We start from the raw sequence: 25,217 nt of genomic DNA, 5'->3' as shown, positions 1-25,217 counted from the left end.
AGATTCTACGGGGCCGAGCCGGCACTCCCGGGGGCACTCACGATGCGAGGTTCGCGAGCGGGACGTGCGGGTCGGCCAGGGCCTCCAGGTCCACCGGCGTGCCGGAGCGGATCAGCTTCTGGATGGGCTCTGTGACATCCCACACGTTCACGTTCATCCCGGCCAGTACACGGCCCTCCTTCACCCAGAAGGCGATGAACTCCCGCTTGCCCGCGTCCCCGCGGATCACCACCTGGTCGTACGTCCCCGGCGGCGCCCAGCCGCTGTACTCCATGCCGAGGTCGTACTGGTCGGTGAAGAAGTACGGCACCCGGTCGTGCACGACCTCCTTGCCGAGCATCGCGCGGGCGGCCGCGGGGCCGCCGTTCAGCGCGTTCGCCCAGTGCTCCACCCGCAGCCGGGTGCCGAACAGGGCGAGCGGGAAGGAGGCGACGTCACCGGCCGCGTGGATGTCGGGGTCCGACGTGCGCAGCCGCTCGTCCACCACGACCCCGCCGCCGTGCGCCCGGTCGGCGATCTCCAGGCCCGCCGCCTCGGCGAGGCCGGTGCGGGGGGCCGCCCCGATCGCCGCCAGCACGGCGTGCGCCGGGTGCTCCTCACCGTCGTCGGTGCGGGCGGCCAGGACCACGCCGTCCTGGCCGGTGATCTCGGTGAGCCGCGCGCCGAAGTGGAAGCGGACGCCGTGCTCGCGGTGCAGCTGCGCGAAGACGTTGCCCAGTTCGGGTCCGAGGACGCCGTGCAGCGGGGTCGGCGACGGTTCGATCACCGTGACCTCGGCGCCGTACTCGCGGGCCGCCGCGGCGACCTCCAGGCCGATCCAGCCGCCGCCGGCGATCACGAGGTGGCCGTTGTCCCGGCCGAGCGCGCCGAGCACGCCCTTGAGCCGTTCGGCGTGCGCGAGGCGGCGCAGGTGGTGCACGCCGGCCAGGCCGGTGCCGGGGATGTCCAGCCGGCGCGGCTCGGCGCCGGTCGCCAGCAGCAGCTTGTCGTAGTGGACGAGGGTGCCGTCGTCGCCGAAGCGGACCGTCCTGGCGGCGCGGTCGACGGCGTCGACGGTCTGGCCGAGGTGCAGCTCGATGTCGTTCTGCGCGTACCAGGCGGGTTCGTGCACGAAGACGCTGTCGCGCTCCTCCTTGCCGAGGAGGTAGCCCTTGGACAGCGGCGGGCGCTCGTAGGGGTGGTCACGCTCGTCGCAGATCAGTATCACGCGCCCGTTGAAGCCCTCCGCCCGGAGCGTCTCGGCCGCCTTGGCGCCGGCCAGGCCGCCTCCGACGATGACGAATGTCTGGTCCGCGTCGACCACTTGATGCCTCCTCGTAAGGGTGCCGCCACAGGGGAGCGTCCCGCACGGAGCGTGATGGGGGAAGGGGGTGTGGCCCGATCAGGCCACGGAGGGTCACATGGGGTTGCGTACGGATGGGTGTCCACGGCACATGCGCCTTCCAGTGTCACGCCTGTCTCGTCAGCCTGGCGTGAAGGGAACGCGCCGATGCGTCGGTGAGGGAGGCGATCTGGTCGACGATCACCCTTTTGCGTGACCGGTCGTCGCCGGCCCGGTCGAACAGGGCGCGGAACTGCGGGTCCAGGCCCTCGGGGGCGCGGGCGGTGAGCGCCGCGGCCAGCTCCAGGACGACGATGCGCTGGTCGGCGCGCAGCCGCTCCTGCTCGTCGCGCTGCATCACGTACCGGTCGGCGACCGCCTTCAGCACCGCGCACTCCAGCCGCGTCTCCCACGGCACGACCAGTTCGGCGGCGTACCGGGTGAGCCGGCCGCCGCCGTACGCCTCCCGCGTGGCGCCCTCGGCGGCCAGGCAGAACCGGCCGATGAGCTGGCTGGTGGCGTCCTTCAGCCGGGCCTGGGCGACGGCCGAGCCGTCGTAGCCGTGCGGCCACCACTCCTCGTCCTGGAGGCGGTCGAGGGCGGCGGCCAGCTCCTCGGGGGCGGTGTCCGCCGGCACGTACCGGCCGATCGCGACCTGGAAGACGTCCCTTCGCTCCGGCTCGGCGTGCAGGCAGACGGGGTCGATGTGGCCGGCGTGCAGTCCGTCCTCGACGTCGTGCACGGAGTACGCGACGTCGTCGGACCAGTCCATGACCTGCGCCTCGAAGCAGGTGCGCGTGGTGGGGGCCTCCTTGCGGACCCAGTCGAAGACCGGGCGGTCGTCCTCGTACACCCCGAACTTCCCGGAGGCCGGGTCGGTGGGGTGGGCGCCGCGCGGCCAGGGGTACTTGGTGGCCGCGTCCAGGGCGGCACGGGTGAGGTTGAGGCCGACGGAGCCCTCCTCGGTGAACCGCTTGGGCTCGATCCGCGTGAGGAGCCTGAGGGACTGCGCGTTGCCCTCGAAGCCGCCGCAGTCCTGCGCGAACTCGTTCAGCGCCTGTTCGCCGTTGTGGCCGAAGGGCGGGTGACCGAGGTCGTGCGAGAGGCAGGCCGCCTCCACGAGGTCCGGGTCGCAGCCGAGGGCCGCGCCGAGCTCCCGGCCCACCTGGGCGCACTCCAGGGAGTGGGTGAGGCGGGTGCGGGGGCTGGCGTCCCACGCGGACGAACCGGTCCCGCCGGGGGTGACGACCTGGGTCTTGCCGGCGAGCCTTCGCAGGGCCGCGCTGTGCAGGACCCGGGCCCGGTCGCGTTGGAATGCGGTGCGGCCGGGGCGCTTCTCCGGTTCGGGGGCCCAGCGTTCGGTGTCCTGCGCGTCGTACGGCATGTCTCGACAGTAAGCGGGGGGTGTGACAAACGTGCGCCTACGCGTCTGCCGAGTTTCTCTTTTCCGGTTCTGGTTGCCGGGGTCCGGTTCACCCGTTGCCGGGGTCCGGCTGCGGCCGGGGTGACACGGCCGTGTGCGCCGTGCCTACGCCTCCTCTTCTCCTCCCGAGCCCGCGGAGGGCAGCCGGTCGCGGATCTCGTCCATCACGGAGGAGTCCGTGAGCGTCGTGACGTCGCCGAGCGCCCGGTTCTCGGCCACGTCCCGCAGCAGGCGGCGCATGATCTTCCCGGAGCGGGTCTTGGGGAGTTCGGCGACGACCATGATCTGCCGGGGCCGGGCGATCGGGCCGATCTCCTTGGCGACGTGGGCGCGCAGTTCGGCGGCCGCCTCCTGTGCACCGGCCTCCCCGCCGTCCCCCGGTTGCCCCGCGTCGGCGCGCAGGATGACGAAGGCCACGACGCCCTGCCCGGTCGTCGGGTCGCTCGCGCCGACCACGGCCGCCTCCGCGACCATCGGGTGGGAGACGAGGGCGGATTCGACCTCCGTGGTGGAGATGCGGTGCCCGGAGACGTTCATGACGTCGTCGACCCGGCCCAGCAGCCAGATGTCGCCGTCCTCGTCCTTCTTGGCGCCGTCCCCGGCGAAGTACATCCCGGGGAAGCGGGACCAGTACGTGTCGATGTAGCGCTGCTCGTCGCCCCAGATGGTGCGCAGCATCCCGGGCCACGGGTCGGTCAGGACGAGGTAGCCGCCGGAGCCGTCGGGCACCGGCTTGCCGCTGTCGTCGACGACGTCGGCCGCGATGCCCGGCAGGGGGCGCAGGGCCGAGCCGGGCTTGCAGACGCTCACCCCCGGCAGCGGGCTGATCATCTGGGCGCCGGTCTCCGTCTGCCACCAGGTGTCCACGACCGGGCAGCGGTCGGAGCCGATGTGCTTGCGGTACCAGATCCACGCCTCCGGGTTGATGGGCTCACCGACCGAGCCCAGCAGGCGCAGTGACGACAGGTCGAACTCGGCCGGGACGTCACCGCCCCACTTCATGAAGGTGCGGATCGCGGTCGGGGCGCAGTAGAGGATCGACACGCGGTACTTCTCGACCAGCTCCCACCAGCGGCCCTTGTGCGGGGTGTCCGGGGTGCCCTCGTACATCACGGAGGTGACGCCGTTGGCGAGCGGCCCGTAGACGATGTACGAGTGGCCGGTGACCCAGCCGATGTCCGCCGCCGTCCAGAACACGTCGCGTTCCGGCTTGACGTCGAACACCGCCCAGTGCGACCAGGCGACCTGGGTGAGGTAACCGCCGGTGGTGTGCAGGATGCCCTTCGGGCGGGCCGTCGTCCCGGAGGTGTACATGATGTACAGCGGATGCTCGCTGTCGAACGCCTCGGCCTCGTGCTCGGCGGGCTGCGCGTCCACCACGTCGTGCCACCAAACGTCCCGGCCCTCGGTGAAGTCGACCTCCTGTCCGGTACGCCGGACGACCAGGACGCTGCGTACGTCGGGGCACTCGCGCAGCGCCTCGTCGACCGCCGGTTTCAGCGCCGAGGGCTTGCCCCTGCGGTAGCCGCCGTCGGCGGTGATCACCACGTGCGCGTCGCAGTCGAGGATCCGGCCGCGCAGCGCCTCGGCGGAGAACCCGCCGAAGACCACGGTGTGCGGGGCGCCGATGCGGGCGCAGGCCAGCATCGCCACCACCGTCTCCGGGATCATCGGCATGTAGATCGCGACCCGGTCGCCGGTGCGCACGCCGAGCGACAGCAGCGCGTTGGCCGCCCGGCAGACCTCCGCCGTCAGGTCGGCGTAGGTGATCGTGCGGGTGTCACCGGGCTCGCCCTCCCAGTGGAAGGCGACCCGCTCGCCGAGTCCGGCCGCCACGTGCCGGTCGAGGCAGTTGTACGCCGCGTTCAGGCGCCCGCCGGTGAACCAGCGGGCGAACGGGGCACGGCTCCAGTCCAGAACCTCGTCGAAGGGCCGTGCCCAGTCGAGCCGGCGGGCCGCCTCGGCCCAGAAGGCGAGGCGGTCGGCGTCGGCGCGTTCGTAGTCCGCAACGGTGGCGTTCGCCGCGTCGGCCAGCTCCGGGGGCGGCGGGAAGCGTCGCTCCTCGTGGAGCAGGTTGGAGAGTGTCTCGCCACCGGAGTCGGTCATGCGTGGGCTCCGAAGGGTCCGCGGTGGTGCGTGCGGTGCGGCCGCAGGTGTTCACCGAGGTTCGGGAAGACCGGCATGACGGCACGCTGGTACGTGGAGTTGGTGACGCCGGCGAAGGACGCGTACCAGGCGCACACCGCCGTGAGCAGACCCAGCCAGCCGCCGGCCTTGGTGGTGTTCGGGGACTGCGCGAACTCGGCGATGGTGAGGACGATGAACGTCGCGGACAGCGTGACGAACACGGCGAGGATCGCCCCCGTCGTGCGGGTCGCCGCGACGGTCATGTAGACCGTGAAGACCGCCCACACCAGCAGGAACAGGGCGGTCGCCTGGTGCGCGGTGGACGCCGGCAGGCCCGGGCCGACGAACTTCGCGTAGGCGGCGTACGACAGCCAGAACGCGCCGAAGGAGCCGAACGCGGTGGCGCCGAAGGTGTTGCCCTTGCGGAACTCCCACATGCCGGCGAGGAGTTGTGCGAGCCCGCCGTAGAAGAGCGCGAGCGGCAGGACCACGGCGACGAGTGTCTTGTCGTGGATGAGATTCGCGTTGAAGGTGCTGAGAACGAAGGTCGTCGCGGCGAAGGCGGCCAGGCCGAGCGGACCGGGGTCGGCGATCTTTCCTTGTTCGGAGGTGGGGGTGCTCATGTGCGTCTCCTGCTGTGACATGGATCACAAGGATGCAGATCCATTGTAGGCACCACCTATGCGCTCGACGCCTCGCGCACAGCCTGCACAGGGTGACCGGTGCCGCCTGCACGACGAGCGGACGTCCGGCGCGGTCGGGGCTCCGACCGAGTTTCCCGGCTGCGGATTTCTAGTGCTGCGACCGGAAAGGTTCACCGGCTCGCGACGCTAGGCGGCCGTCGTCGCGGGCATCTGCAGCGCCTGCTCGTACCTCCGCAGCACCAGCCGCGCCATCGCCGGGTGGGCCCCCAACGGCCGGGACGCGATCCAGGGGGCGGACGCCGCGCACTGCGTCGCGAAGCGGCCGGGGGCCGTGAAGCAGGAGGCGACGGCGATGCGGTGGCGGCCCCTCGCCCGCAGGGCGCGCAGGGCCGTCTCCACGGTCGGGGCCGCCGCCGAGGCGTACGCCGCGACGACCGGGACGCCCAGGCGGTCGGCGAGGAGGCGGGCCGTGCGGCGGGTGTCGGCCGTCGAGCCGGGGTCGCGGGAGCCGGCCGCGGCCAGGACCACGGCGCTCGTCCGGCGCTCGCGCTCCGTCGTCCGCGCCGGCCAGCCGGCCTCGGTGAGGCGGGCGTAGAGGGTCTCCACCAGGAGCGGGTGGGGGCCCAGCGGGGCCGCCACGCGGGCGCGGACCGGGGAGGCGGCCGCCAGCTCGGGAATGTCCTGCTTGACGTGGTAGCCGCGGGTGAGCAGCAGCGGGACCAGGACCGCCTCCGTGTCGCCCAGGGCAGCGAGGGTGTCGGGGAGCAGGGGGGCGTTGAGCTCGATGTGGCCGAGGCGCACGGGCAGCGCGGGACGCAGTTCGCGGACCCGTTCCAGCAGGTCCCGGACGGTGTCCAGGGCGCGCGGGTCGCGGCTGCCGTGCGCCACGAGGACCAGGGCGGGCGGGGCGGGGCGGCGCCGGCCGTCGGGGCGGACCAGGCGCAGCCGGCCGGCCAGCTCGGTGCCGATCGCGGTCATCAGGTGCGCCGTGGTGTCGAGGCGGGCTTCGTCGCGGGAAGGGTTCGACGCCGTCATGGAAGGATCCTGGCCGGGTGAGGTTGCGCCCCTGTTGCGAGGCCGTGACGGCTGTCTTTTCGTCAGGCTCACGGCGGGCCCGTGCGCGAGGTGAGCGAACCCGGTCCATGCGTGAGGTCGGCGAACCGGATCGGGAGCCGGCGCGTCCTGATGGATCGGGACCGATCAGGAGGGGCCGGAGAAACGATGCGCCGTTGGAGACTGCCCCGTACGCGGACCGGACAGCGCCGGCTGGTGCAGGCGGTGATGGCCGTGTGCGTGCTGGCGCTGCTTCCGCCGACCTGGTTGTACGCCGTCACGGGCGACCGGCTGCGCGGTGCGGCCGACGTGCCGCGCACCGAGGTCGCCGTCGTCTTCGGCGCGGGCCTGTGGGACGGGGAGCCGTCGCCGTATCTGGCGCACCGGCTGGACGCGGCGGCCGCGCTGTACCGGGCGGGGCGGATCGAGGTCGTGCTGGTGACCGGCGACAACAGCCGCGTCGACTACGACGAGCCGGACGCCATGCGGGCGTATCTGCGCCGGCACGGGGTGCCGACCGAGCGGATCGTCAGCGACTACGCCGGCTTCGACACCTGGGACTCCTGTGTGCGGGCCCGGAAGATCTTCGGGGTGCACCGCGCCGTGCTGATCAGCCAGGGCTTCCACATCCGGCGGGCGGTGGCGCTGTGCGAGGCGGCGGGGGTGACGTCGTACGGCGTCGGCGTGGACGAATCGCACGACGTGACCTGGTACTACGGCGGGACCCGGGAGGTCTTCGCGGCCGGCAAGGCGGCGCTGGACGCCCTGTTCCGCCCGGACCCGCGCTTCCTCGGCCCGAAGGAGCCGGGCGTGGCCCGCGCCCTGGCGAGCAGCCGCTGACCGCCGCCCCGCCGCCTGCCGGGCCGGCGACGGCCGCCGCTCCCCTGCCCGGCCGGCGCCCCACCCGGCCCGCCCCGGTCCACGACCGCCCCGCCCGGTCGGTCGCGACGGGCGCCTCACCGTGCGCGGTCGGGCGCGGGGAGGTCGCCGTTCGGGCCGTGTAACACCACGCCGTGCGGGCCCGTAACACGGCCGACGCAGCCTGAAGGGCATGCAGAACACCGCGACGCCCACGCACTGCCCGTACTGCGCCCTGCAGTGCGGGATGAATCTGACGCCCACCCCGCAGGGGACGGTGGAGGTGACGGAGCGCGCGGACTTCCCGGTGAACCGGGGCGCGCTGTGCGGCAAGGGGCGCACCGCGCCGGCCGTGCTGTCCTCCCGGGTGCGCCTGACCTCGCCCCTGGTGCGCTCCGCCGGGGGCACGCTGGTGCCCGCCTCCTGGGAGGAGGCGCTGGACCGGATCGCCGGGGCGCTGCGCCACGCACGCGTGCGGAGCGGTCCGGACGCGGTGGGCGTGTTCGGCGGGGGCGGCCTGACGAACGAGAAGGCGTACGCGCTCGGCAAGTTCGCGCGGGTGGTGCTGGGGACCTCCCAGATCGACTACAACGGGCGTTTTTGCATGTCGTCGGCGGCCGCTGCCGGGACGAAGGCGTTCGGTCTGGACCGGGGGCTGCCGTTCCCGCTGGAGGACGTCCCGAAGACCGGCTGTGTGATCCTCGTCGGCTCCAACCTCGCCGAGACCATGCCTCCGGCGCTGCGGTACTTCCAGGAGCTGCGGGAGAACGGCGGGACGCTGATCGTCGTCGACCCGCGCCGCACACGCACGGCCGAGCAGGCCGACCTGCATCTGGCGCCCCGACCGGGGACCGATCTGGCGCTGGCGCTGGGACTGCTGCACCTGGTCGTCGCCGAGGGACGCGTCGACGAGGCGTACGTCGAAGAACGCACCGCGGGCTGGGAGGAGGCGCGCGCCGCGGCGATGGCGCACTGGCCGGAGTACGTGGAGCGGCTCACGGGCGTGTCCGTTCCCGAACTGCGCGAGGCGGTACGGATGTTCTGCGAGCCCGAGGCGGCGATGGTGCTCACCGCGCGCGGCCCGGAGCAGCAGTCCAAGGGGACGGACACGGTGGGCGCGTGGATCAACCTGTGCCTGGCGACGGGGCGGGCGGGGCGGCCGCTGTCCGGGTACGGGTGTCTGACCGGGCAGGGCAACGGGCAGGGCGGGCGCGAACACGGCCAGAAGGCCGACCAGTTGCCCGGCTACCGCAAGCTGGACGATCCGGCGGCCCGGCGGCATGTGGCCGCGGTGTGGGGCGTGGACCCGGACACGCTGCCGGGACCGGGGCGCAGCGCCTACGAGTTGCTGGACGCGCTCGGCACCGACATCCGCGCCCTGCTGCTGATGGGCTCCAACCCGGTGGTGTCGGCGCCCCGTGCCGCGCACATCGAGGAGCGGCTGCGGTCGCTGGACTTCCTGGCCGTGTGCGACGTCGTGCTGTCGGAGACGGCGGCCCTGGCGGACGTCGTGCTCCCGGTGACGCAGTGGGCGGAGGAGACCGGCACGACGACGAACCTGGAGGGCAGGGTGCTGCTGCGCCGGCGGGCGCTCACACCGCCCGAGGGAGTGCGCAGCGACCTGGAGGTGCTGCACGAACTGGCGGCCCGCTTCGGGGTGGAGAAGGGTTTCCCGGCCGACCCGGAGGAGGTCTTCGAGGAGCTGCGCCGGGCGAGTGCGGGCGGGCCGGCCGACTACTCCGGGATCACCTACCGGCGACTGGCCGAGGAGGACGGCGTGTTCTGGCCGTGTCCGGCGCCGGGCGAGGACGCGCCGGACCTCCAGGACGGCGAGGACGCCGTTGCCGACGCGCCGTTGCGGGACGACGACCCGGCCCGCGAGGTGCCCGGCCCGCATCCGGGCACGCCCCGGCTGTTCCTCGACCGGTTCGCGACGCCCGACGGCCGGGCCCGGTTCGTGCCGGTGTCGCACCGGCCGGCGGCGGAGGAGCCGGACGAGGAGTACCCGGTGCTGCTGACCACGGGCCGGGTCGTCGCCCAGTACCAGTCGGGCGCGCAGACCCGCCGGGTGGAGGAGCTGAACCGGGCCGCGCCGGGGCCGTTCGTGGAGCTGCACCCGCGGCTCGCGGCCCGGCTGGGCGCGGCGGAGGGCGACCCGGTGGCCGTGGTGTCACGGCGCGGGCGGGCGGTGGCACCGGCCCGGGTCACCACCGCGATCCGCCCGGACACGGTGTTCATGCCGTTCCACTGGCCGGGCGAGGGCCGCGCCAACACGCTGACCAACCCGGCCCTCGACCCGACCTCGCGGATGCCCGAGTTCAAGGTGTGCGCGGTACGGCTGGAAGCGGCCGGGCCCGCACAGTGGGAAGCGGACGGCCCCGCACGGCTGGAGGCGGACGGGCCCGCGTAGCTCACCTGCGGGCGAGCCAGTCCCCGCTCTCGATCGGCGTTCCCCGCGCCCGCAGTCGTGCCGCGACCGCGGGCGCGGCGACGTACACCCAGGCACGCACCGCTGTGCCGTCGCTCTCCCGCACGGCCTGCCTGGCGACGCGGTCGTACAGGCTGCGCGGGTCACCCGGGACGCAGTCCTCCAACCGGTCCAGCGCGAGCAGCAGTTCACCGTAGACCTCCGGCCGGGCCGTCACCAGTTCGCCGCTCACCGCGCCCGCGGGCTCCTCGACGGCGTACGGGTAGCCGGGTCCGTCGTACAGCCTCAGGCCGGTCATCCGTGCCGGTTCCTCGCTCGCCGTGCGGCCGTGCAGGAACAGATCGTGGTTGGGCTGGCCGGGGCGCAGGGTGCCGTAGACGAAGAACGGGAGGTGCGGCGGGGGCGGGAGGGTCACAGAAACGATTCTGACTCCTCACACACCTCCCCGTACGCGCTATGGACATGACATGTCATGGCCTCTTAAATCTGGGTCAGCATCTGCGCCGCCCCCACGCGCCCCCAGGCGCCTTTCCGAGGAGAACGATGAGTCGGATACGGCAGCACGACCCGGAGTCCCGCACCCACCGCAGCTCCCGCAGATCCCGTCTCGCCACCGCTGGCGTGGCCGCCACCACCGCGGCCCTGCTGGCCGCCGCCCTCTCCCCCGCCGCGCAGGCGGCCGACCGTCCCAGCCGGGCCACCGCGATCGCCCACGCCACGGACGTCCTCGCTTCCCACGCGACCGCCCTCGGCCTGACCGGCGCCGTCAGGACCACCGTCCGCGACGTGATCGTGGACAGGGACGGCACCCAGCACGTGCGCTACGACCGCACCTACCACGGACTGCCCGTACTGGGCGGCGACTTCGTGGTCCACCTCGCCCCCGACGGCAGCTACCGCAGCGCCTCCCGGGCGACGAGGTCCACCGTCTCCCTGCCGACCGTCACCCCGAAGGTCGCCGGACCCAAGGCCGCCGACCTCGCGGCGAACGCGCTGCGCGCGGTGAACCTCGGCGAGACCCTGCGCAAGCTGACCGCCAAGCCCGAACTCGTCGTCGACGCCCTGCACGGCGCGCCGAAGCTCGCCTGGCGCACCAACGCCGTCGCACAGGACGCCCAGGGCAACCCGGTGGCCCGCACCGTCCTCACCGACGCCACCAGCGGCACCCAGATCGACGCCTGGGACTCCCTGGAGCACATCAGCGGCGACGGCAAGTCGCTCTACAGCGGCACGGTCCCGCTGGAGACCACCCAGTCCGGCTCGTCGTACCAGCTCAAGGACGCCACCCGCGGCAACACCTACACCGGTGACGCGGCGAACAAGACCGACGTGTGCTTCCTCAACATCTGCTTCAGCCGGGCGCCCTCGACGGTCTTCACGGACGCCGACAACCACTGGGGCACCGGCGCCACCGCCGACCGCGCCTCGGCCGCCGTCGACGCCCAGTACGGCACCAACGAGACCTGGGACTACTACAAGAACGTGCACGGCCGCAACGGCATCGCCGGTGACGGCAAGGGCTCCTACAACCGCGTCCACTACGGCAACGCGTACAACAACGCCTTCTGGGACGACAGTTGCTTCTGCATGACCTACGGCGACGGTGACGGGACCACCTTCGGTCCGCTGGTCGCCCTCGACGTCGCCGGGCACGAGATGACCCACGGCGTCACCTCGAAGACGGCCGCGCTGACCTACTCCGGGGAGTCCGGCGGGCTCAACGAGGCCACCTCGGACATCCTCGGCACGATGGTGGAGTGGTACGCGAACAACGCCTCCGACACCGGTGACTACCTCATCGGCGAGAAGATCGTGAAGCCCGGCTTCGGCAAGGCAGCCCTGCGCTTCATGGACAAGCCCTCCAAGGACGGCAACTCCGCGGACTACTGGAGCAGTACGGTCGGCAACCTCGACGTGCACTACTCGTCCGGCGTCGCCAACCACTTCGCGTATCTGCTCGCCGAGGGCAGCGGCGCGAAGACCATCAACGGCGTCAGCTACGACTCGCCGACGTACAACGGCGCCGCCGTGACCGGGATCGGGCGGGACAAGGTCGGCAAGATCTGGTACCGCGCGCTGACCGTCTACATGACGTCGTCGACGAACTACGCGGGCGCGCGGACGGCGACCCTGAACGCGGCGAAGGACCTCTACGGCGCGGGCAGCGCGGAGTACAACGCGGTGGCGGCGGCGTGGAGTGCCGTCAACGTCAACTGACCTCACGGCGTTCGAGCCCGGACCGACGGCCGCCCCTGCGGGGGCGGCCGTCGCGCGTGCCCGGACCGGCCGTGGCGCCGGGCGGGCGATCGGGAGGGCGAGCCGCCGTCGTCGCCGATGTCGTCGGCTCACCCGTTCACACCTGTGGGCCACGCCCATCGGGGTGCACTTGTACGACACCCCCTCACCCCGTCGCTGACCTGCTGAAACGACCTCGGCAGCGGGCCCGGGGAGGCGCTCGCGGGCACCCGTTCGCCGCGTTTTCGGCAGGGCCTCGAAGAGCGGGCGCGGCGTGCGGGGCCTTACCTCGAAAGGGCAGGGGCAACCGAACCGCTCGAAGGAGCACCGATGCGACGCACCGTCCGCGTGCTGACCGCTGCCGCGCTCGCCGCCACCGCTCTGGGCGCACTCGCCGCGCCCGGGTACGCGGCGGACGCCGGCGGCCTCGAGGTGTACCCGACCACCGTGGCGCCCGGCGCCGACGTCACGGTGAACACCGCGGCGTGCGGCGACGGCGGCGTGGCGGCGGGTGACGCCGGTGCGGTCGGCGCCGGCCGGTTCACGCTGGCGCCGAGCACGCACCAGGGCGAGGCGATCGGGCAGTTCCGGGTGCCGCCGAGCGCGCAGCCGGGGACGTACGAGATCGTCGCCACGTGCGCGGAGGGCGACCGCGTGGTCCGGGGCGACCTGATGGTGGCGCTGACGCCCGAACGCGGGCAGCTGCAGCCGCACGGAAGTGTGAAGACGGGGGTCGGCGGCGCACTGGGCCCCGACCCCGTACAGACCGCGGCAGGTGTGGCGGCTCTCGCCGTCGCCGCCGCGGGCGGTACCTGGCTCCTGCATCGCCGGGCGAGAGGCGACGGGATCTGACGGACACCCTCCGCTGTCCGTCCGCGGTACCGCAGGTCCCCTCCCCCTCCGGGTCCGACGCCCCTCGCGGCCCGGAGGGGGGCACGGGGCGATGTCCCTCCGGGGGCGAGGTCTGCTCACCACCCCGCGCAGGCCACCGGTTCGTTGATGCCGCCGGCGCGTCCGCGGCCGTTTCGTCGAGAGGGGTCTGACATGCGTCGGGTCGGCAACACCGCGATAGCGGCGGTCACCGCCGCCGCCCTGTGCACCGGTGCCTGGCTGCTGCACAGCGGCACCGCCGGGCACGCCCCGCCGCAGCCGTCGGCCGCCGAGGCGTCAGCCGACCCGGGCGCCGAGGGCTCCGCGGCACCCGCGCTGCCGCCGTCCCCGCCCGACCGGATCCGCATACCGTCGATCCGGGTGAACGCCCCGCTGATGGGCCTGGCCCTGACCGCGTCCGGCAGTCTCGACGTCCCGCCCGCCGGCCGCAAGAACCTCGCCGGCTGGTACGAGGCCGGGACGAGCCCCGGCGAGCGCGGCACCGCGATCGTCGCCGGGCACGTCGACAACGCCGACGGCCCCGCCGTCTTCTACGACCTCGGCGCGCTGAAGAAGGGCGCCGCCATCGAGGTGGACCGGCGCGACGGCAGCACCGCCGTGTTCACCGTCGACGCCGTCGAGGTCTACCAGGACAAGGACTTCCCCGACGAGAAGGTCTACGGCGCCGCCCACCGCCCCGAGCTACGCGTGATCACCTGCGGCGGCGGCTACTCCCGCGCCACCGGCTACCAGGGCAACGTGGTCGTCTTCGCCCACCTGACCGGAAGCCGCCGCTGACCCCAGCACATGTTCCTTGCCCCACAGGCCCAGCGGGGCCAGCGCGGCGTTCAGCGCCTTTCCGCGCGCCGTCAGGGAGTACTCCACGCACGGCGGCACCTCGTCGTACTCCTCGCGGTGCACGATGCCGTCCGCCTCCAGCTCCCGCAGATGCGAGGCAAGCACCTTCTCCGTCACCCCGGGCAGCGCCCGGCGCAGCTCACCGAAACGGTGCGAGCGCTGCTCCAGCGCCCACAGGATGAGCACCTTCCATTTCCCGCCGATGACATCCATCGCCGCGTCGATCCCGCACTGGTACGCCCCCGGCCGCCGCCCGATCGGCATGCCTTCCCCTTTCCTGCCTGGTCGCTTTCCCGGTGGTAACCACCCACTCGAAAGTACGTACTTGAGCGCGGTGTCCCCTCCCACCAGCCTTGACGTCATGACCGACCCCAAGCGTTCCCCGATCACCCTGCTCGGCACCGGCGACATGGGCACCGCACTGGCCCGCGCCTGGCTCGCCGCCGGCCATCCCGTCACCGTCTGGAACCGTACCTCCGCCCGCACCGCACCCCTGGCCGCCGAGGGCGCCGCCGTCGCCGCGAGCGCCGCCGAGGCGGTGGCCGCCGGCCGGCTCGTCGTCGCCTGCCTGCTGGACGACGCCTCCGTCGGCGAGGCCCTCGAGGAAGCCGACCTCACCGGCCGCGACCTGGTGAACCTCACCACCGGCACCCCGGCCGACGCCCGCTCCCGCGCACGGTGGGCGAAGGAGCGCGGCGCCCGCTTCCTGGACGGCGGCATCATGGCCGTACCGCCGATGATCGGCCTGCCGGACAGTGGCGCCTACGTCTTCTACAGCGGCTCGGCCGAGCTGTTCGAGGAGCACCGGGACGCGCTCGCCGTCCCCGCCGGCACGGCGTACGTCGGCGCCGACCCCGGCTTCGCCGCACTGCACGACGTGGCGCTGCTGAGCGCGATGTACGGCATGTTCGCCGGGATCACGCACGCCTTCGCGCTGATCCGCGAGGAGGACGTCGAACCGAAGGAGTTCGCGCCGCTGCTGGTGTCGTGGCTGGGCGCGATGGCCCCCATGGCGCACCAGACGGCGGAGCAGCTGGCGAGCGGCGACTACCGCACCGGCGTCGTGTCCCAGCTCGCCATGCAGGTCGCCGGCAGCGCCACTCTGCTGCGGACCGCGAAGGAGCAGCACGTCAGCGCGGAACTGCTCACCCCGGTCCTGGCCCTGATGCGGCGCCGCCTCGAGGACGGGCACGGCGACGAGGGCACCACGGGCCTGATCGACCTGCTGCGCACGAACGCCTGAACCAGGGGCCGCTGGCCGGCCTCGAGTTGCGGTGCGTCTCGGCCGACCCGAGCGGGGTCTGCGAAAGGTGTGGCGTCCATGCGTCTGAGGGGCTTCTGCGGTTGGCCGCGCCGCCCCCGCGCAGGTCAGCCGGCGTCCTCCAGATAGCGCAGCACGGCCAGTACCCGGCGGTGACCCGCCTCGGAGGGCGGCAGGCCGAGCTTGGTGAAGATGTTCGCCACGTGCTTCTCCACCGCCCGCTCGGAGACCGTGAAGGCCGTGGCGATGCCGTGGTTGGTGCGGCCCTGAGCCATCAGCGCCAGTACCTCCCGCTCGCGCGGGGTGAGCGCGTCCAGCGCGCTGCGGCGGCGGCTCGCGCCGAACAGCTGCGCCACCACCTCCGGGTCGAGCGCGGTGCCGCCGGCCGCGACCCGTTCCAGCGCGGCGACGAACTCGCCGATGTCGACGACCCGTTCCTTCAGCAGATAGCCCACCCCGGACGGGTTGCCCAGCAGTCGCGCCGCGTGCGCCGTCTCGACGTACTGCGAGAACAGCAGCACCCCGGTGCCGGGGTGCTCCTCACGCAGCCGTACGGCGGCCCGCACCCCCTCGTCGGTCTGCGTGGGCGGCAGCCGGATGTCGACGACGGCGACGTCCGGGGTGTGCCCGGCGACGGCCGTGAGCAGGGCGTCCGCGTCGGCGACCGCGGCGGCCACCTCGACGCCGCGCAGCTGGAGCAGCTGGACCAGTCCGTCGCGCAGGATGGCCGAGTCCTCGGCGATGACGACGCGCATCCGACCTCCGTCACAGGGGCAGTTCGACGGTGACCACGGTAGGGCCGCCGGGCGGACTGTCGCAGACGAGCGTGCCGTCGACGGTGCGTACCCGGGCCAGCAGGCCGGTGAGCCCGGAGCCGGCGCCGATCACCGCGCCGCCGCGCCCGTCGTCGGCGACCGTCAGCCGCAGCCGCTCCCCGTCCGTGCCGGCGCTCACCTCGACGGCCTCGGCGCCGCTGTGCTTGGCCGCGTTGGCGAGCAGTTCGGCGGCGCAGAAGTAGGCGATGGACTCGACCGCGGGGCCGGGCCGGGTGGCGAGACGCGTCGTGAGCCGCACCGGCAGGGGGCTGTCGGCGGTGAGCGTGGCCAGCGCCTTGTCCAGGCCCTGGTCGAGGACGGGCGGGTGGATGCCCTTGACCAGGTGGCGCAGGTCGGAGATGGCCTGGGTGGCGTGGGACTGGGCGGTGCCGACGGCGGCCAGGAGGCGGTCGGGGCCGGCGCCCGCGGTGATGAGTTCGCGGATCAGGGTGAGGTGCATGGCGACCCCGACCAGGCGGGCCTGCGTGCCGTCGTGCAGATCGCGTTCGATACGGCGCAGGGTGGCGGCGGCGTCCTCGACGGCGTGCGCCCGGGTCTCCTCCAGGGTGCGGATGCGGCGGGCGGCGGTGTCGGGTCCGAGCAGCGCGGCCAGCAGGGCGCGGTGGGGTGCGAGGGCGTGCCGTACCAGGTGGGGCGCGGCGGCCAGGAGGAGCAGTCCGAGGGCGACGGGGAGCAGCCAGCGCGGCCAGGTGTCGACCTGCATGCCGAAGAGCTCCAGCGACACATGCCGGGTCGTGCCGTCCGGCCGGTGCACGGTGACGTAGTCGACGCGCGCGAGCAGCGGATGGAGCGTGAGCAGGACACCGTAGACGTATCCGATGAGGACGGCCAGGAGCCCGAGGACGGCGGTGAACGGGGTGAGCAGCGCGGACCCCACGGCCCGCCATCCCGTCCGCTCCCCCAGTACGGCCCGCCGCCACCGCAGCGGGCCGCCCGCCCCCACGCCCTCCGGCGGTTCGATGTCCAGATCGAGCAGCGCACGGGCCAGGGCCCGCTGCAGCGCGCCCAGTGCCAGCGCGCCACGGACCGTTCCGGCCATGACCCACAGGCCGAGCGTGGTCACGGACAGCAGGCCGCCCACCACCAGGCCCGCCAGGGTGAGCAGGAAACCGGCGAGGGCGAGCGGGAAGGACACGAGCGCGTAGAGCAGCGCGGTCAGGGCACGGCGCCCGAAGGTGGCGGCGACCTGGGCGCGCACGGGGATCACGGAAGCCCAATCTAGCCGAGCAGCGCGGCGGCCAGACGGCGCTGCACCGCCGTCAGCCCGCGCACGAGCCAGGGCGTCAGCAGCAGGAACCCGATCCCGCCGGCGACCGCGTGGAAGGCCCAGGCCCCGGCGAAGGTGGGACCGCCCCAGGCGCCCGCGTAGTCGTCACCGGCGCGCAGCGGCCAGAGCAGGTTCATCGGCACGAGGGACCAGCCGTAGAACGTGACGGCGGCGACGAGCAGATTGAGCGGGGTGGACAGCAGGGCGTGCGCGAGGCCCGCCCGGGAGCCCTCGGGCAGGTCGGCGCCGAGCAGACGGCGCAGCAGAGCCCGCTGCAGACGCCCGGTGGGCGCGCCCAGCAGGGCGAGCGGCACACAGACCAGGCCGGCCGGCAGCGCGAGCAGCGCGTAGGCGCTGCGCCGCCAGGTCGCGGCCGTGAAGGGTTCGCGGACCACGCGCCACACGAGCGCGGCGGCGGAGTCGGCGGAGGGGGTGCGATGCGCGTAGGCCATGACGGATGCCTCCGGAAGGGCTGCTGGATGCGGTGCGTCCAGCCTCCCGCCCGGAGGCGTCCCGAACGAGGGTGCTGCCACGGAACCCGGGGGTTCGGTTTACCCCACCCCCGGACCCGCGGGCACGCGCCCCGTCAGCGGGAGCGGACCTCGTAGGCCGTCACACGGACCGTCTCGTCGTCCAGGCACTGGCCCGTCGCCAGGTCGAAGCGCTGCTTGAGCAGCGGGGAGGCGACGAAGGGGCGGCCCTGGTGGGTGCCGGTCAGGCCGCGGGAGAGGACGGCCGCACCGGTGAACGGGTCGCGGTTGTCGACGGCGTACAGCGTGCCGGAGCGGTCCTGGAAGACGGCCACCTGCCGGCCGTCGGGCAGCAGCGCCGCCACTCCGCGGCCCGGGATCAGGGCGCTCAGGTCGCACACCGTGAACCAGTCGTCGGCGAGCCGGAGCTGGACCTTCAGGTCGGTGGTCTCGAGTGCCAGGGTCATCGCTGGGCGCTTCCTTCCAGGACGTCTGCATGGTCTGCGGGGGGCCGCATGCCGAGGGTCAGCAGCGGCAGGTCGGGCTTGATCTGGTCGCGTTCGGGGACGAAGGCGACCACCGGGTCGGGGGTGTCAGGGGCGTTCACGAAGGACACGAACCGGGCGAGCTTCTCCGGGTCGTTGACGGTCTCGGCCCACTCGTCGCGGTAGTGCGCGACGTGCGCCCGCATCAGCGCCTCCAGCTCGTCGCAGATGCCGAGCGAGTCGTGCACGACCACGTCCCGTACGTGGTCCAGGCCGCCAGGGATGCGCTCCAGCCAGGTGCTGGTGCGCTCCAGCCGGTCGGCGGTGCGGATGTAGAACATCAGGAACCGGTCGATCAGACGGACCAGTTCGGCGTCGGACAGGTCCTGTGCGAGCAGGTCGGCGTGGCGCGGGGTGGCGCCGCCGTTGCCGCCGACGTACAGGTTCCAGCCGCCCGCCGTGGCGATGACGCCGAAGTCCTTCGACTGGGCCTCGGCGCACTCGCGCTGGCAGCCGGAGACCGCCGACTTCAGCTTGTGCGGGGAGCGCAGGCCCCGGTAGCGCAGCTCCAGGTCGATCGCCATGCGGACGGAGTCCTGCACGCCGTAGCGGCACCAGGTGGAGCCCACGCAGGACTTCACCGTGCGCAGCGCCTTGCCGTAGGCGTGCCCGGACTCGAAGCCGGCGTCCACCAGGCGCGCCCAGATCAGCGGCAGCTGTTCGACGCGGGCGCCGAACATGTCGATCCGCTGACCGCCGGTGATCTTCGTGTAGAGGCCGAAGTCGCGGGCGATCTCCCCGATCACGATGAGCTTCTCCGGGGTGATCTCACCGCCGGGGATGCGGGGTACGACGGAGTACGAGCCGTTCTTCTGGAGGTTGGCGAGGAAGTGGTCGTTGCTGTCCTGCAGCGCGGCCTGTTCGCCGTCGAGGACGTAGCCGCTCGCGCCGATCGCCGGGGCGAGGGAGGCGATGATCGAGCCGACGGCCGGCTTGCAGACCTCGCAGCCGTCGCCGCCCCGGGCGCCGTCCCGGCCGTAGCGGTCGAGGAGTTCCTGGTACGAGGGGATGCGCAGGGCGCGGACGATCTCGTACAGCTCCTCGCGGGTCTGGGAGAAGCAGCCGCACAGGCCCTTGTCGACCTCGACGCCGGACGCCTCCAGCTCGGCGGTGACCAGCTGTCCGAGCACCTTGACGCAACTGCCGCAGCCGGTACCGGCCTTGGTGCACTTCTTCACCTCGGGCACGGTCGTGCACCGGTGGTCGGTGACCGCACCGCGAATGGTGCCCTTGGTGACGTTGTGGCAGGAGCAGACGATGGCGTCGTCGGGCAGCGCGGAGGGCCCGAGCTGGGCGCCCGAGCCGGCGCCGGCGGGCAGCACCAAGGACTCGGGAGCGACGGGCGGGACGGAGCCGGTCAGCGCCCGCAGGGTGCCGTACGCCTCCGCGTCGCCGACCAGGATGCCGCCCAGCAGGGTGCCGTCGCGGCCGATGACCAGCTTCTTGTACAGGCCGGCGCGGGAGTCGGAGTAGACGACGTCCAGGCAGTCCTCGGCGGTGCCGTGCGCGTCGCCGAAGGAGGCCACGTCGACGCCGAGCAGCTTGAGCTTGGTTGACAGGTCGGCACCGGTGAAGGCGGCCTCGTCCCGGGCGATGGTCGCCGCGGCGGTCTCGGCCTGCTCGTACCCCGGCGCGACCAGCCCGTACACCCGCCCGTCGACCGCCTGCGCGCACTCGCCGATCGCGAAGACATCCGGGTCGGTGACGGTACGGCACTGGGCGTCGACACTGATGCCGCCGCGCTCCCCGACGGCCAGCCCGCAGTCGCGGGCCAGCTGGTCGCGGGGCCGGACACCGGCGGAGAAGATCACCATGTCGGTGGCGATCTCGGACCCGTCGGACAGCTTCATGCCGGTGACCGCGCCGTCGTCACCGGCGAGGATCTCCTGGGTGCCCACGCCGGTGTGCACGGTGAGCCCCATGTCCGCGATGGTGCGCAGCAGGGCCGCGCCGCCGCCGTCGTCGACCTGCACGGGCATCAGCCGCGGCGCGAACTCCACGATGTGTGTGTCGACGCCGAGCCCCTTGAGCGCGCCGGCGGCCTCCAGACCGAGCAGCCCGCCGCCGACGACGGCGCCCGTGGACGCCTTCTTGCCGGCGTACTCCTCGATGGCGAGCAGGTCCTCGATGGTCCGGTAGACGAAACAGCCGGTGGCGTCCTTGCCGGGGACGGGCGGGACGAAGGGGTAGGAGCCGGTGGCGAGGACGAGGGTGTCGTAGCCGAAGACCTGCCCCGACCTGGACGTGACCTTCTTCGCCTGGCGGTCGACGGTGACGGCGGGGTCGCCGACGTACAGCTCGATGCCGTGCGTGGCGATGAACTCCAGGTCGGTCAGGGACAGGTCGTCCGGCGTGCGGCCGGAGAAGTACGAGGTGAGGGCGACGCGGTCGTAGGCGGGACGCGGCTCCTCGCACAGCACGACCACGCGGTGGGTGGCGGTCAGCCCGCGCTCGGCGAGCGCTTCGAGGAAGCGCTGGCCGACCATGCCGTGGCCGACGAGCACGACGGTGGGGGTGTCCGTGGCGGTGTTCGCGGGGGTGTTCGTGGGGGTGTTCGTGGGCGTGGGCCCCGGGTTGGCGGTCATTCAGGAGCCTCCGTCATGGGTGAGCAGGTGGAGCAGGGGGCCGCCGTTCGTCGGGAGCGGCTCTGCTCCCTCCCAGGCGCGGGCGAGCGCGCCGACGGTGCCGAGTTCGCCGACGAGGACCCCGCCGACCAGGCGGTCGTCGCGGACGACGACCTTGCGATACGTGCCGCGGGTGGCGTCGGCGAGCTGCACGACGTCGTCGCCGGGCAGTGCGACGGGCTCGCCGAACGCGGCGAGGTCGAGACCGGCGAGGGTGAGACGGGTCAGCGAACGGGTGCCGGCGTAGCGGGCACTGCCGTCCCCGGCGATCGACTCGGCCAGGACGTCGGCCTGTTCGAGAGCGGGAGCGGCGAGACCGTAGACGGTGCCGTCGTGCTGCGCGCAGTCGCCGAGGGCGTGGATACGGGGATCGGACGTGCGGAGCCGGTCGTCGACGAGGACGCCCTTGTCCACGGCGAGCCCGGCGTCCTTGGCGAGCCCGACGCGCGGGTGCACCCCGCAGGCGAGGACGACGAGTTCGGCGTCCAGGGCGAAGCCGTCGGCCATCTCCACGGAGCGCACCGCGCCGCCGACGCAGCGCACGTCGCGCACCCGGCACTCGGTGTGCACCTCGACGCCGAGGCCGGTCAGGTGCCGATGGACCAGCGCGGACGCGTTCGGGTCGAGCTGGCGTTCCATGAGCCGTTCGGCCTGCTGGGCGAGGACGACCTGCGCACCGCGGACGGCGAGCGCGCGGGCGGCGGACACGCCGAGCAGCCCGCCGCCGATGACGACGGCCTTCACGCCGGGCCGTACGGCCCCGGACAGCCCGAGGCAGTCGTCCAGGGTGCGGAAGGCGTGTACGCCGGCGGGCAGTTCGCGATCCGGTGTGAACAGTCCCCGCAGCGGGGGCAGCACGGAGTTGGAGCCGGTGGCCAGCACCAGGGTGTCGTAGGCGATCTGCGTGCCGTCGGCGCAGCGCACGGTGCGCTCGGCGCGGTCGATGCCGGTGACGCGGGCGCGGACCAGGCCGGCGGGCGCGGGGAGGGTGATCACGTCGGGGCTGTAGCGCCCGGCCAGCACCTCGGCGAGCAGCACCCGGTTGTAGGGCCGGTGCTCCTCCTCGCCGACCAGCGTGGCGGCCACGCCCAGCTCACCGAGCCGCCGGGCGAGACGTACGCCCGCGAGCCCGGCGCCGATCACCACCACACGCGTTTTCGAGGTCATGCCACCGAGCGTGCGGTGCGGGTGTTTCCCGTCGGGTTCCCCCCTGTTTCCCGAGAGGAACGCTGCCCTCAGCGGGGACGGGGGGCGGGTGTGAGGGAGCCGAGAGGGGCTCGGGAGCGGTGTGAGGGCAAGCGTGCAGCGTGCCCCTGGCCCACGGCCCGCCCGGCGTGATCGGCCGAGCGGGCCGTGGGCCAGGGATCCGGCTCAGTCCCGCCGGATCAGCTCGGGGTCGATCCGGCGTCCGATGAGGGGCAAGGACCCGAGCGCGGCGACGACGACGGCCCCGAGGGCGCACCCGATGAGCAGGGGCACGCCGTCGCCGTCCCAGAAGATGTCCCCACCTCCGGTGACGAGATAGCTCGACTCGGCGGCCTTCCCGGCCACGACGGCCAACACGAGCCCCACAGCCAACGGCACGACCACCTGCGCGACCTGCACACCCCGCAGAGTCCAGGGCCGGGCCCCGAGCAAGGCCAACGCGGTCACCTGAGACCGCCGCTCGACGGCCCGGTCAGCGGAGGCGACAAGGTACGCAGCGACACCGATGACGAGCCCAAGGACCATGCCTACGGCGAGGAGGGTCTTGACGACGTCGACTTGACGGAGGGCGTCTACGTTGATGCCGTCGGGCCGCACATCGGCCGTGGGGTCGACCGCGCCGATCGAGTCCAGCACGTGCCTCACGGCCCCGGGGTCGGAGTCGCTGACGAGAGTGAGTTCGGCCCCCGTGGGGCGATATCCGGGCGGAAGACTGGACGGCGGGAGAAGAACCTCCGCGTCGACCGCGGCGATCGCGGGCCAGTCGGCGTAACGGAGGTTCTCGGACGGCACTTTCAGGCGCATGAATCGGTTGCTGCCGCCCTTCTCCAACGGGAGGGAGTAGGTCTGCCCGGGTCGTGTGGAGTTGTCGTAATCACCCACGGTCTCATTGACCAATCGCAGCGGACGGCCGTCGACGCATCGCCCGGCGTCCGGCACGATGGCTTGCAACTGGGCGCATGTGCCGACCAGTGCCGTCACAGACGACGAGTAGGCGTCACCGTCGCTCGACTCGGACGTCACCTCGACGGCGTACCCGCGCAACCCGTCGATGCTTTCCAATGCCCGCTGCTGGCCTGCGGACATGTGCGTCAGACTGAGGCGGTAGGTCTGCACGGGCGATGAGTTCCTGGACACCTGATCAAGTTCGATCAGGACCCCCTGGACCAATGAAGCCGCGTACACGAGCAGCACCAGCCCCGTTGCCACGCGCAGGGCGCCCCCTGGTTCCATCTCGTTGCGGCGCATGGCAAGCCCGAGAGAGACGGAGTGAGTAGTTCGTGCGATGCGTCGGGCAAACAGACGGGACAGAAGAGGCAAAGCCAGTACGAGGCCGGTTCCCACGAGCACGACGGCGATCGGCATCAGGATCGAGGAGAGCTTGGTGTCTCGAGGGGCATGCCCGGTCGCCCCTGCCAGGCAGTACCCGGCCACGATGCCCAGCCCGGGCACCAGCGGGAGCAACCCCCATTTCGCCGGTGGCTTCGCTACCGCGTTGCGTCGCACTTCGAGAGGGGTCGCTGCCGCACGACGAGCGCCCAGTCGCCCCACGAACCAGGCAAGTGCGGGACAGCCTACGAGGCAGATGGCCACCGTTCCCCAGGACAGATTCCCGTCGGACGGATACCACTTGAACCCAGGCAGCCCGATCCGGGAGACCAACTGGTTGGCGACCCAGTACGCGCACAAACCGAGAACAGCGCCGGCAAAGGCGGCGGCGACGGTCTCTGCCGCGTTGACGCGTTGTACCCCCTTGCTGCTCAGCCCCAGCAGACGCAGGGCGGCCAGTCGGCGGGCGCGTGCCGCAGCCGAGAGCCGAGCGCACACCGCCAGGAAAACAGCGAGAGGCAGCAGGACGACTCCTGCCAGGGTGAAGCGCACGATGTCCAGGGCCGAGGACTCCACCGTGGGGTACCAAACGTCGGACATTCCGAAGCGTGTCATGCGAGAGCCGTCCCTGAGCGTTTCGCGCTCGCTACCGATGTAGGCGAAGAGCTCGTCAGGGTGGGCGAGGCCCTGGGCCGAAATCTGCCCGCGCTCCTTACCAGGGAGGAGCTGGAACAGACCCGGCTCCCGTTGCAGCACGTCGTGCAGCCGTGGAGAGACGAATACTTCACCCGGCGCCGGGAACGCCCGCAACCCCGGTGGCGTCGGCACGGGATCGGTTCCTCGGGCGAGAAATACGCGTGTGAAGGGGCGGGAGCCGTACGGATCGGTCCTGACGAGTTCGAGAGCAGCCCTGTCGCCGGAACTGCACCGGTGATGACCATCCGATACACAGTCCGGTTGACGCGCAGCCTTTCGGGCGTCCTGCGCATGCAGGATCCCCGGGATGGCCAGGACGAAAGCCAGACAGCACACGCCGACCGTGCCGCCCGCGACCATGAGAAGGAAACGCACTCGGTTTCCCCGCCCACTGCCCAAGAGCAGACGCAGCCCCAGAAGCCATTCCGTCATGAGGCTTCTCGCTCACAGAGGGCCAGGATCCCGTCATGCATCCGGTAGCGGGTGTCCGCACGAGCCGCGACGTCCGCGTCGTGGGTGACGAGGACCACTGCAGTGCCCTGGGACCTGGCGAGAGCAAGGAACTCCTCTAGGACGGCCGTGGCGTTGGAGCTGTCCAGGGAGCCTGTGGGCTCATCCGCGAAGACAACGGCCGGCTGGTGTACCAACGCTCGCGCAACGGCGACGCGCTGGCTCTGCCCGCCGGAGACTTGCGACGGTCGGCGCTGCCGCAGTTCACCAAGCCCGAGGCGCGACAGCACAGCCCCGGCTGTTGCCAACGCCTCGCCTTTGCGTTGTCCTGCGAGGCGCAGAGGGAGCGCGGTGTTCTCCTCGACGGTCAGCTCGGGAAGGAGCTCCCCGTACTGGAACACGAAGCCGAACCGTTCGCGTCGCAGGGCGCTGAGCTGCTCGTCATCGAGTTCCCCGAGGACACGGCCTTCGAAGCGCACCTCGCCCCGGGCCACCGGCAGCACACCGGCCAGGCAGTACAAGAGGGAGGATTTGCCTGAGCCGCTCTGCCCAGTAATGGCCACGACCTCTCCACGGCAAAGCGAGATGTCCGCATCCCGCACGGCCACGGTGGCGCCGTAATGCAGTTCGACACCCCTGGCGCACAACACTTCTGACGTATTGATGATGTTCCCCTATGCCGAGCGAGGAGCCCGGACGCATCCGTCCGGGCTCCG

At 72.6% G+C, this 25,217-nt stretch carries 21 protein-coding genes; 6 read left to right on the top strand and 15 right to left on the bottom strand.

The features are described 5' to 3' along the window. Nucleotides 1-37: 37 nt before the first annotated feature. The 5 genes from ACZ64A_RS09655 to ACZ64A_RS09635 form a co-directional block, all read right to left on the bottom strand. A complete protein-coding gene (locus ACZ64A_RS09655) occupies nucleotides 38-1,303 on the bottom strand; it encodes an NAD(P)/FAD-dependent oxidoreductase (RefSeq protein WP_469809362.1) in 1,266 nt (421 codons plus the stop codon). 145 nt (nucleotides 1,304-1,448) lie between these two features. Continuing rightward, entirely contained in the window at nucleotides 1,449-2,705 is a 1,257-nt protein-coding gene (locus tag ACZ64A_RS09650) for a deoxyguanosinetriphosphate triphosphohydrolase (RefSeq protein WP_469809361.1), read from the bottom strand. 144 nt (nucleotides 2,706-2,849) lie between these two features. Continuing rightward, nucleotides 2,850-4,850 (bottom strand): acetate--CoA ligase, encoded by a 2,001-nt coding sequence (gene acs, locus ACZ64A_RS09645; RefSeq protein ID WP_469809360.1) that lies wholly within the window; start codon nucleotides 4,848-4,850, stop codon nucleotides 2,850-2,852. Next, nucleotides 4,847-5,494: an acetate uptake transporter gene (locus tag ACZ64A_RS09640; RefSeq protein ID WP_469809358.1), complete on the bottom strand. Its 648-nt coding sequence runs from the start codon at nucleotides 5,492-5,494 to the stop codon at nucleotides 4,847-4,849. The genes acs and ACZ64A_RS09640 overlap by 4 nt, the downstream gene beginning before the upstream one ends. 207 nt (nucleotides 5,495-5,701) lie before the next feature. Beyond that, on the bottom strand, nucleotides 5,702-6,550 hold the full coding sequence (locus ACZ64A_RS09635; protein ID WP_469809357.1) for a sirohydrochlorin chelatase: 849 nt from the start codon (nucleotides 6,548-6,550) through the stop codon (nucleotides 5,702-5,704). 186 nt (nucleotides 6,551-6,736) lie between these two features. On the opposite strand from ACZ64A_RS09635, the gene ACZ64A_RS09630 reads away from it, so the two are divergent. Both ACZ64A_RS09630 and ACZ64A_RS09625 read left to right on the top strand, forming a co-directional pair. After that, a complete protein-coding gene (locus tag ACZ64A_RS09630; protein ID WP_469809356.1) occupies nucleotides 6,737-7,408 on the top strand; it encodes a SanA/YdcF family protein in 672 nt (223 codons plus the stop codon). Between the two features lie 211 nt (nucleotides 7,409-7,619). Then, complete coding sequence (locus ACZ64A_RS09625; RefSeq protein WP_469809355.1) at nucleotides 7,620-9,836, top strand: molybdopterin oxidoreductase family protein; 2,217 nt, start codon at nucleotides 7,620-7,622, stop codon at nucleotides 9,834-9,836. A 1-nt stretch (nucleotide 9,837) separates the two neighbouring features. Here ACZ64A_RS09625 and ACZ64A_RS09620 read toward each other — a convergent pair whose 3' ends face one another. Further along, a complete protein-coding gene (locus tag ACZ64A_RS09620; RefSeq protein ID WP_469809354.1) occupies nucleotides 9,838-10,269 on the bottom strand; it encodes a gamma-glutamylcyclotransferase family protein in 432 nt (143 codons plus the stop codon). 128 nt (nucleotides 10,270-10,397) lie between these two features. Here ACZ64A_RS09620 and ACZ64A_RS09615 point away from each other — a divergent pair, with 128 nt between their 5' ends. From ACZ64A_RS09615 to ACZ64A_RS09605, 3 genes are all read left to right on the top strand, one after another. Then, entirely contained in the window at nucleotides 10,398-12,071 is a 1,674-nt protein-coding gene (locus tag ACZ64A_RS09615) for a M4 family metallopeptidase (RefSeq protein WP_469809353.1), read from the top strand. A 348-nt stretch (nucleotides 12,072-12,419) separates the two neighbouring features. Continuing rightward, the gene (locus ACZ64A_RS09610) at nucleotides 12,420-12,941 is read left to right on the top strand and encodes a hypothetical protein (RefSeq protein ID WP_469809352.1); all 522 of its coding nucleotides are present in this window, start codon (nucleotides 12,420-12,422) and stop codon (nucleotides 12,939-12,941) included. A gap of 192 nt (nucleotides 12,942-13,133) precedes the next feature. Beyond that, nucleotides 13,134-13,757 (top strand): class F sortase, encoded by a 624-nt coding sequence (locus ACZ64A_RS09605; RefSeq protein WP_469809351.1) that lies wholly within the window; start codon nucleotides 13,134-13,136, stop codon nucleotides 13,755-13,757. Here the strand turns inward: ACZ64A_RS09605 and ACZ64A_RS09600 are convergent. After that, nucleotides 13,662-14,081, bottom strand: a complete 420-nt coding sequence (locus ACZ64A_RS09600; protein ID WP_469809349.1) for a winged helix-turn-helix transcriptional regulator — start codon at nucleotides 14,079-14,081, stop codon at nucleotides 13,662-13,664. The genes ACZ64A_RS09605 and ACZ64A_RS09600 overlap by 96 nt on opposite strands. 97 nt (nucleotides 14,082-14,178) lie before the next feature. Here ACZ64A_RS09600 and ACZ64A_RS09595 point away from each other — a divergent pair, with 97 nt between their 5' ends. Then, nucleotides 14,179-15,060: an NAD(P)-dependent oxidoreductase gene (locus ACZ64A_RS09595; RefSeq protein WP_469809347.1), complete on the top strand. Its 882-nt coding sequence runs from the start codon at nucleotides 14,179-14,181 to the stop codon at nucleotides 15,058-15,060. Between the two features lie 125 nt (nucleotides 15,061-15,185). Here ACZ64A_RS09595 and ACZ64A_RS09590 read toward each other — a convergent pair whose 3' ends face one another. The 8 genes from ACZ64A_RS09590 to ACZ64A_RS09555 form a co-directional block, all read right to left on the bottom strand. Continuing rightward, complete coding sequence (locus tag ACZ64A_RS09590) at nucleotides 15,186-15,833, bottom strand: LuxR C-terminal-related transcriptional regulator (protein ID WP_469809346.1); 648 nt, start codon at nucleotides 15,831-15,833, stop codon at nucleotides 15,186-15,188. Between the two features lie 10 nt (nucleotides 15,834-15,843). After that, nucleotides 15,844-17,121 carry a sensor histidine kinase gene (locus tag ACZ64A_RS09585; RefSeq protein ID WP_469809345.1) on the bottom strand — a complete coding sequence of 426 codons (1,278 nt, stop codon included), beginning with the start codon at nucleotides 17,119-17,121 and terminating at the stop codon, nucleotides 15,844-15,846. A gap of 11 nt (nucleotides 17,122-17,132) precedes the next feature. Continuing rightward, a complete protein-coding gene (locus ACZ64A_RS09580; RefSeq protein WP_469809344.1) occupies nucleotides 17,133-17,633 on the bottom strand; it encodes a hypothetical protein in 501 nt (166 codons plus the stop codon). 134 nt (nucleotides 17,634-17,767) lie between these two features. Beyond that, entirely contained in the window at nucleotides 17,768-18,118 is a 351-nt protein-coding gene (nirD, locus tag ACZ64A_RS09575) for a nitrite reductase small subunit NirD (RefSeq protein WP_469809343.1), read from the bottom strand. Further along, the gene (gene nirB, locus ACZ64A_RS09570; RefSeq protein ID WP_469809342.1) at nucleotides 18,115-20,781 is read right to left on the bottom strand and encodes a nitrite reductase large subunit NirB; all 2,667 of its coding nucleotides are present in this window, start codon (nucleotides 20,779-20,781) and stop codon (nucleotides 18,115-18,117) included. Before nirB ends, nirD begins: the two co-directional genes overlap by 4 nt. Then, nucleotides 20,782-21,987, bottom strand: coding sequence for an NAD(P)/FAD-dependent oxidoreductase (locus ACZ64A_RS09565; RefSeq protein WP_469809341.1), 1,206 nt, complete (start codon nucleotides 21,985-21,987; stop codon nucleotides 20,782-20,784). A 204-nt stretch (nucleotides 21,988-22,191) separates the two neighbouring features. Beyond that, nucleotides 22,192-24,426, bottom strand: coding sequence for an FtsX-like permease family protein (locus ACZ64A_RS09560; protein WP_469809340.1), 2,235 nt, complete (start codon nucleotides 24,424-24,426; stop codon nucleotides 22,192-22,194). Nucleotides 24,427-24,479: 53 nt separating this feature from the next. Continuing rightward, nucleotides 24,480-25,109 (bottom strand): ABC transporter ATP-binding protein, encoded by a 630-nt coding sequence (locus ACZ64A_RS09555; protein WP_469809339.1) that lies wholly within the window; start codon nucleotides 25,107-25,109, stop codon nucleotides 24,480-24,482. Nucleotides 25,110-25,217: the final 108 nt, after the last annotated feature.

It is taken from the genome of Streptomyces sp. NPDC104814 (assembly GCF_055583185.1).
The sequence above is the reverse complement of the archived record's forward strand: the minus strand, read 5'-3'. Positions and strand labels throughout refer to the sequence as shown.

What these genes read in the sequence shown, in the direction of transcription:
- nirB (WP_469809342.1), bottom strand. Translation starts at nt 20,781, where the DNA reads ATGACCGCCAACCCGGGGCCCACGCCCACGAACACCCCCACGAACACC.
- ACZ64A_RS09650 (WP_469809361.1), bottom strand. Translation starts at nt 2,705, where the DNA reads ATGCCGTACGACGCGCAGGACACCGAACGCTGGGCCCCCGAACCGGAG.
- acs (WP_469809360.1), bottom strand. Translation starts at nt 4,850, where the DNA reads ATGACCGACTCCGGTGGCGAGACACTCTCCAACCTGCTCCACGAGGAG.
- ACZ64A_RS09625 (WP_469809355.1), top strand. Translation starts at nt 7,620, where the DNA reads ATGCAGAACACCGCGACGCCCACGCACTGCCCGTACTGCGCCCTGCAG.
- ACZ64A_RS09580 (WP_469809344.1), bottom strand. Translation starts at nt 17,633, where the DNA reads ATGGCCTACGCGCATCGCACCCCCTCCGCCGACTCCGCCGCCGCGCTC.
- nirD (WP_469809343.1), bottom strand. Translation starts at nt 18,118, where the DNA reads ATGACCCTGGCACTCGAGACCACCGACCTGAAGGTCCAGCTCCGGCTC.
- ACZ64A_RS09595 (WP_469809347.1), top strand. Translation starts at nt 14,179, where the DNA reads ATGACCGACCCCAAGCGTTCCCCGATCACCCTGCTCGGCACCGGCGAC.
- ACZ64A_RS09590 (WP_469809346.1), bottom strand. Translation starts at nt 15,833, where the DNA reads ATGCGCGTCGTCATCGCCGAGGACTCGGCCATCCTGCGCGACGGACTG.
- ACZ64A_RS09615 (WP_469809353.1), top strand. Translation starts at nt 10,398, where the DNA reads ATGAGTCGGATACGGCAGCACGACCCGGAGTCCCGCACCCACCGCAGC.
- ACZ64A_RS09630 (WP_469809356.1), top strand. Translation starts at nt 6,737, where the DNA reads ATGCGCCGTTGGAGACTGCCCCGTACGCGGACCGGACAGCGCCGGCTG.
- ACZ64A_RS09610 (WP_469809352.1), top strand. Translation starts at nt 12,420, where the DNA reads ATGCGACGCACCGTCCGCGTGCTGACCGCTGCCGCGCTCGCCGCCACC.
- ACZ64A_RS09605 (WP_469809351.1), top strand. Translation starts at nt 13,134, where the DNA reads ATGCGTCGGGTCGGCAACACCGCGATAGCGGCGGTCACCGCCGCCGCC.
- ACZ64A_RS09635 (WP_469809357.1), bottom strand. Translation starts at nt 6,550, where the DNA reads ATGACGGCGTCGAACCCTTCCCGCGACGAAGCCCGCCTCGACACCACG.
- ACZ64A_RS09600 (WP_469809349.1), bottom strand. Translation starts at nt 14,081, where the DNA reads ATGCCGATCGGGCGGCGGCCGGGGGCGTACCAGTGCGGGATCGACGCG.
- ACZ64A_RS09640 (WP_469809358.1), bottom strand. Translation starts at nt 5,494, where the DNA reads ATGAGCACCCCCACCTCCGAACAAGGAAAGATCGCCGACCCCGGTCCG.
- ACZ64A_RS09565 (WP_469809341.1), bottom strand. Translation starts at nt 21,987, where the DNA reads ATGACCTCGAAAACGCGTGTGGTGGTGATCGGCGCCGGGCTCGCGGGC.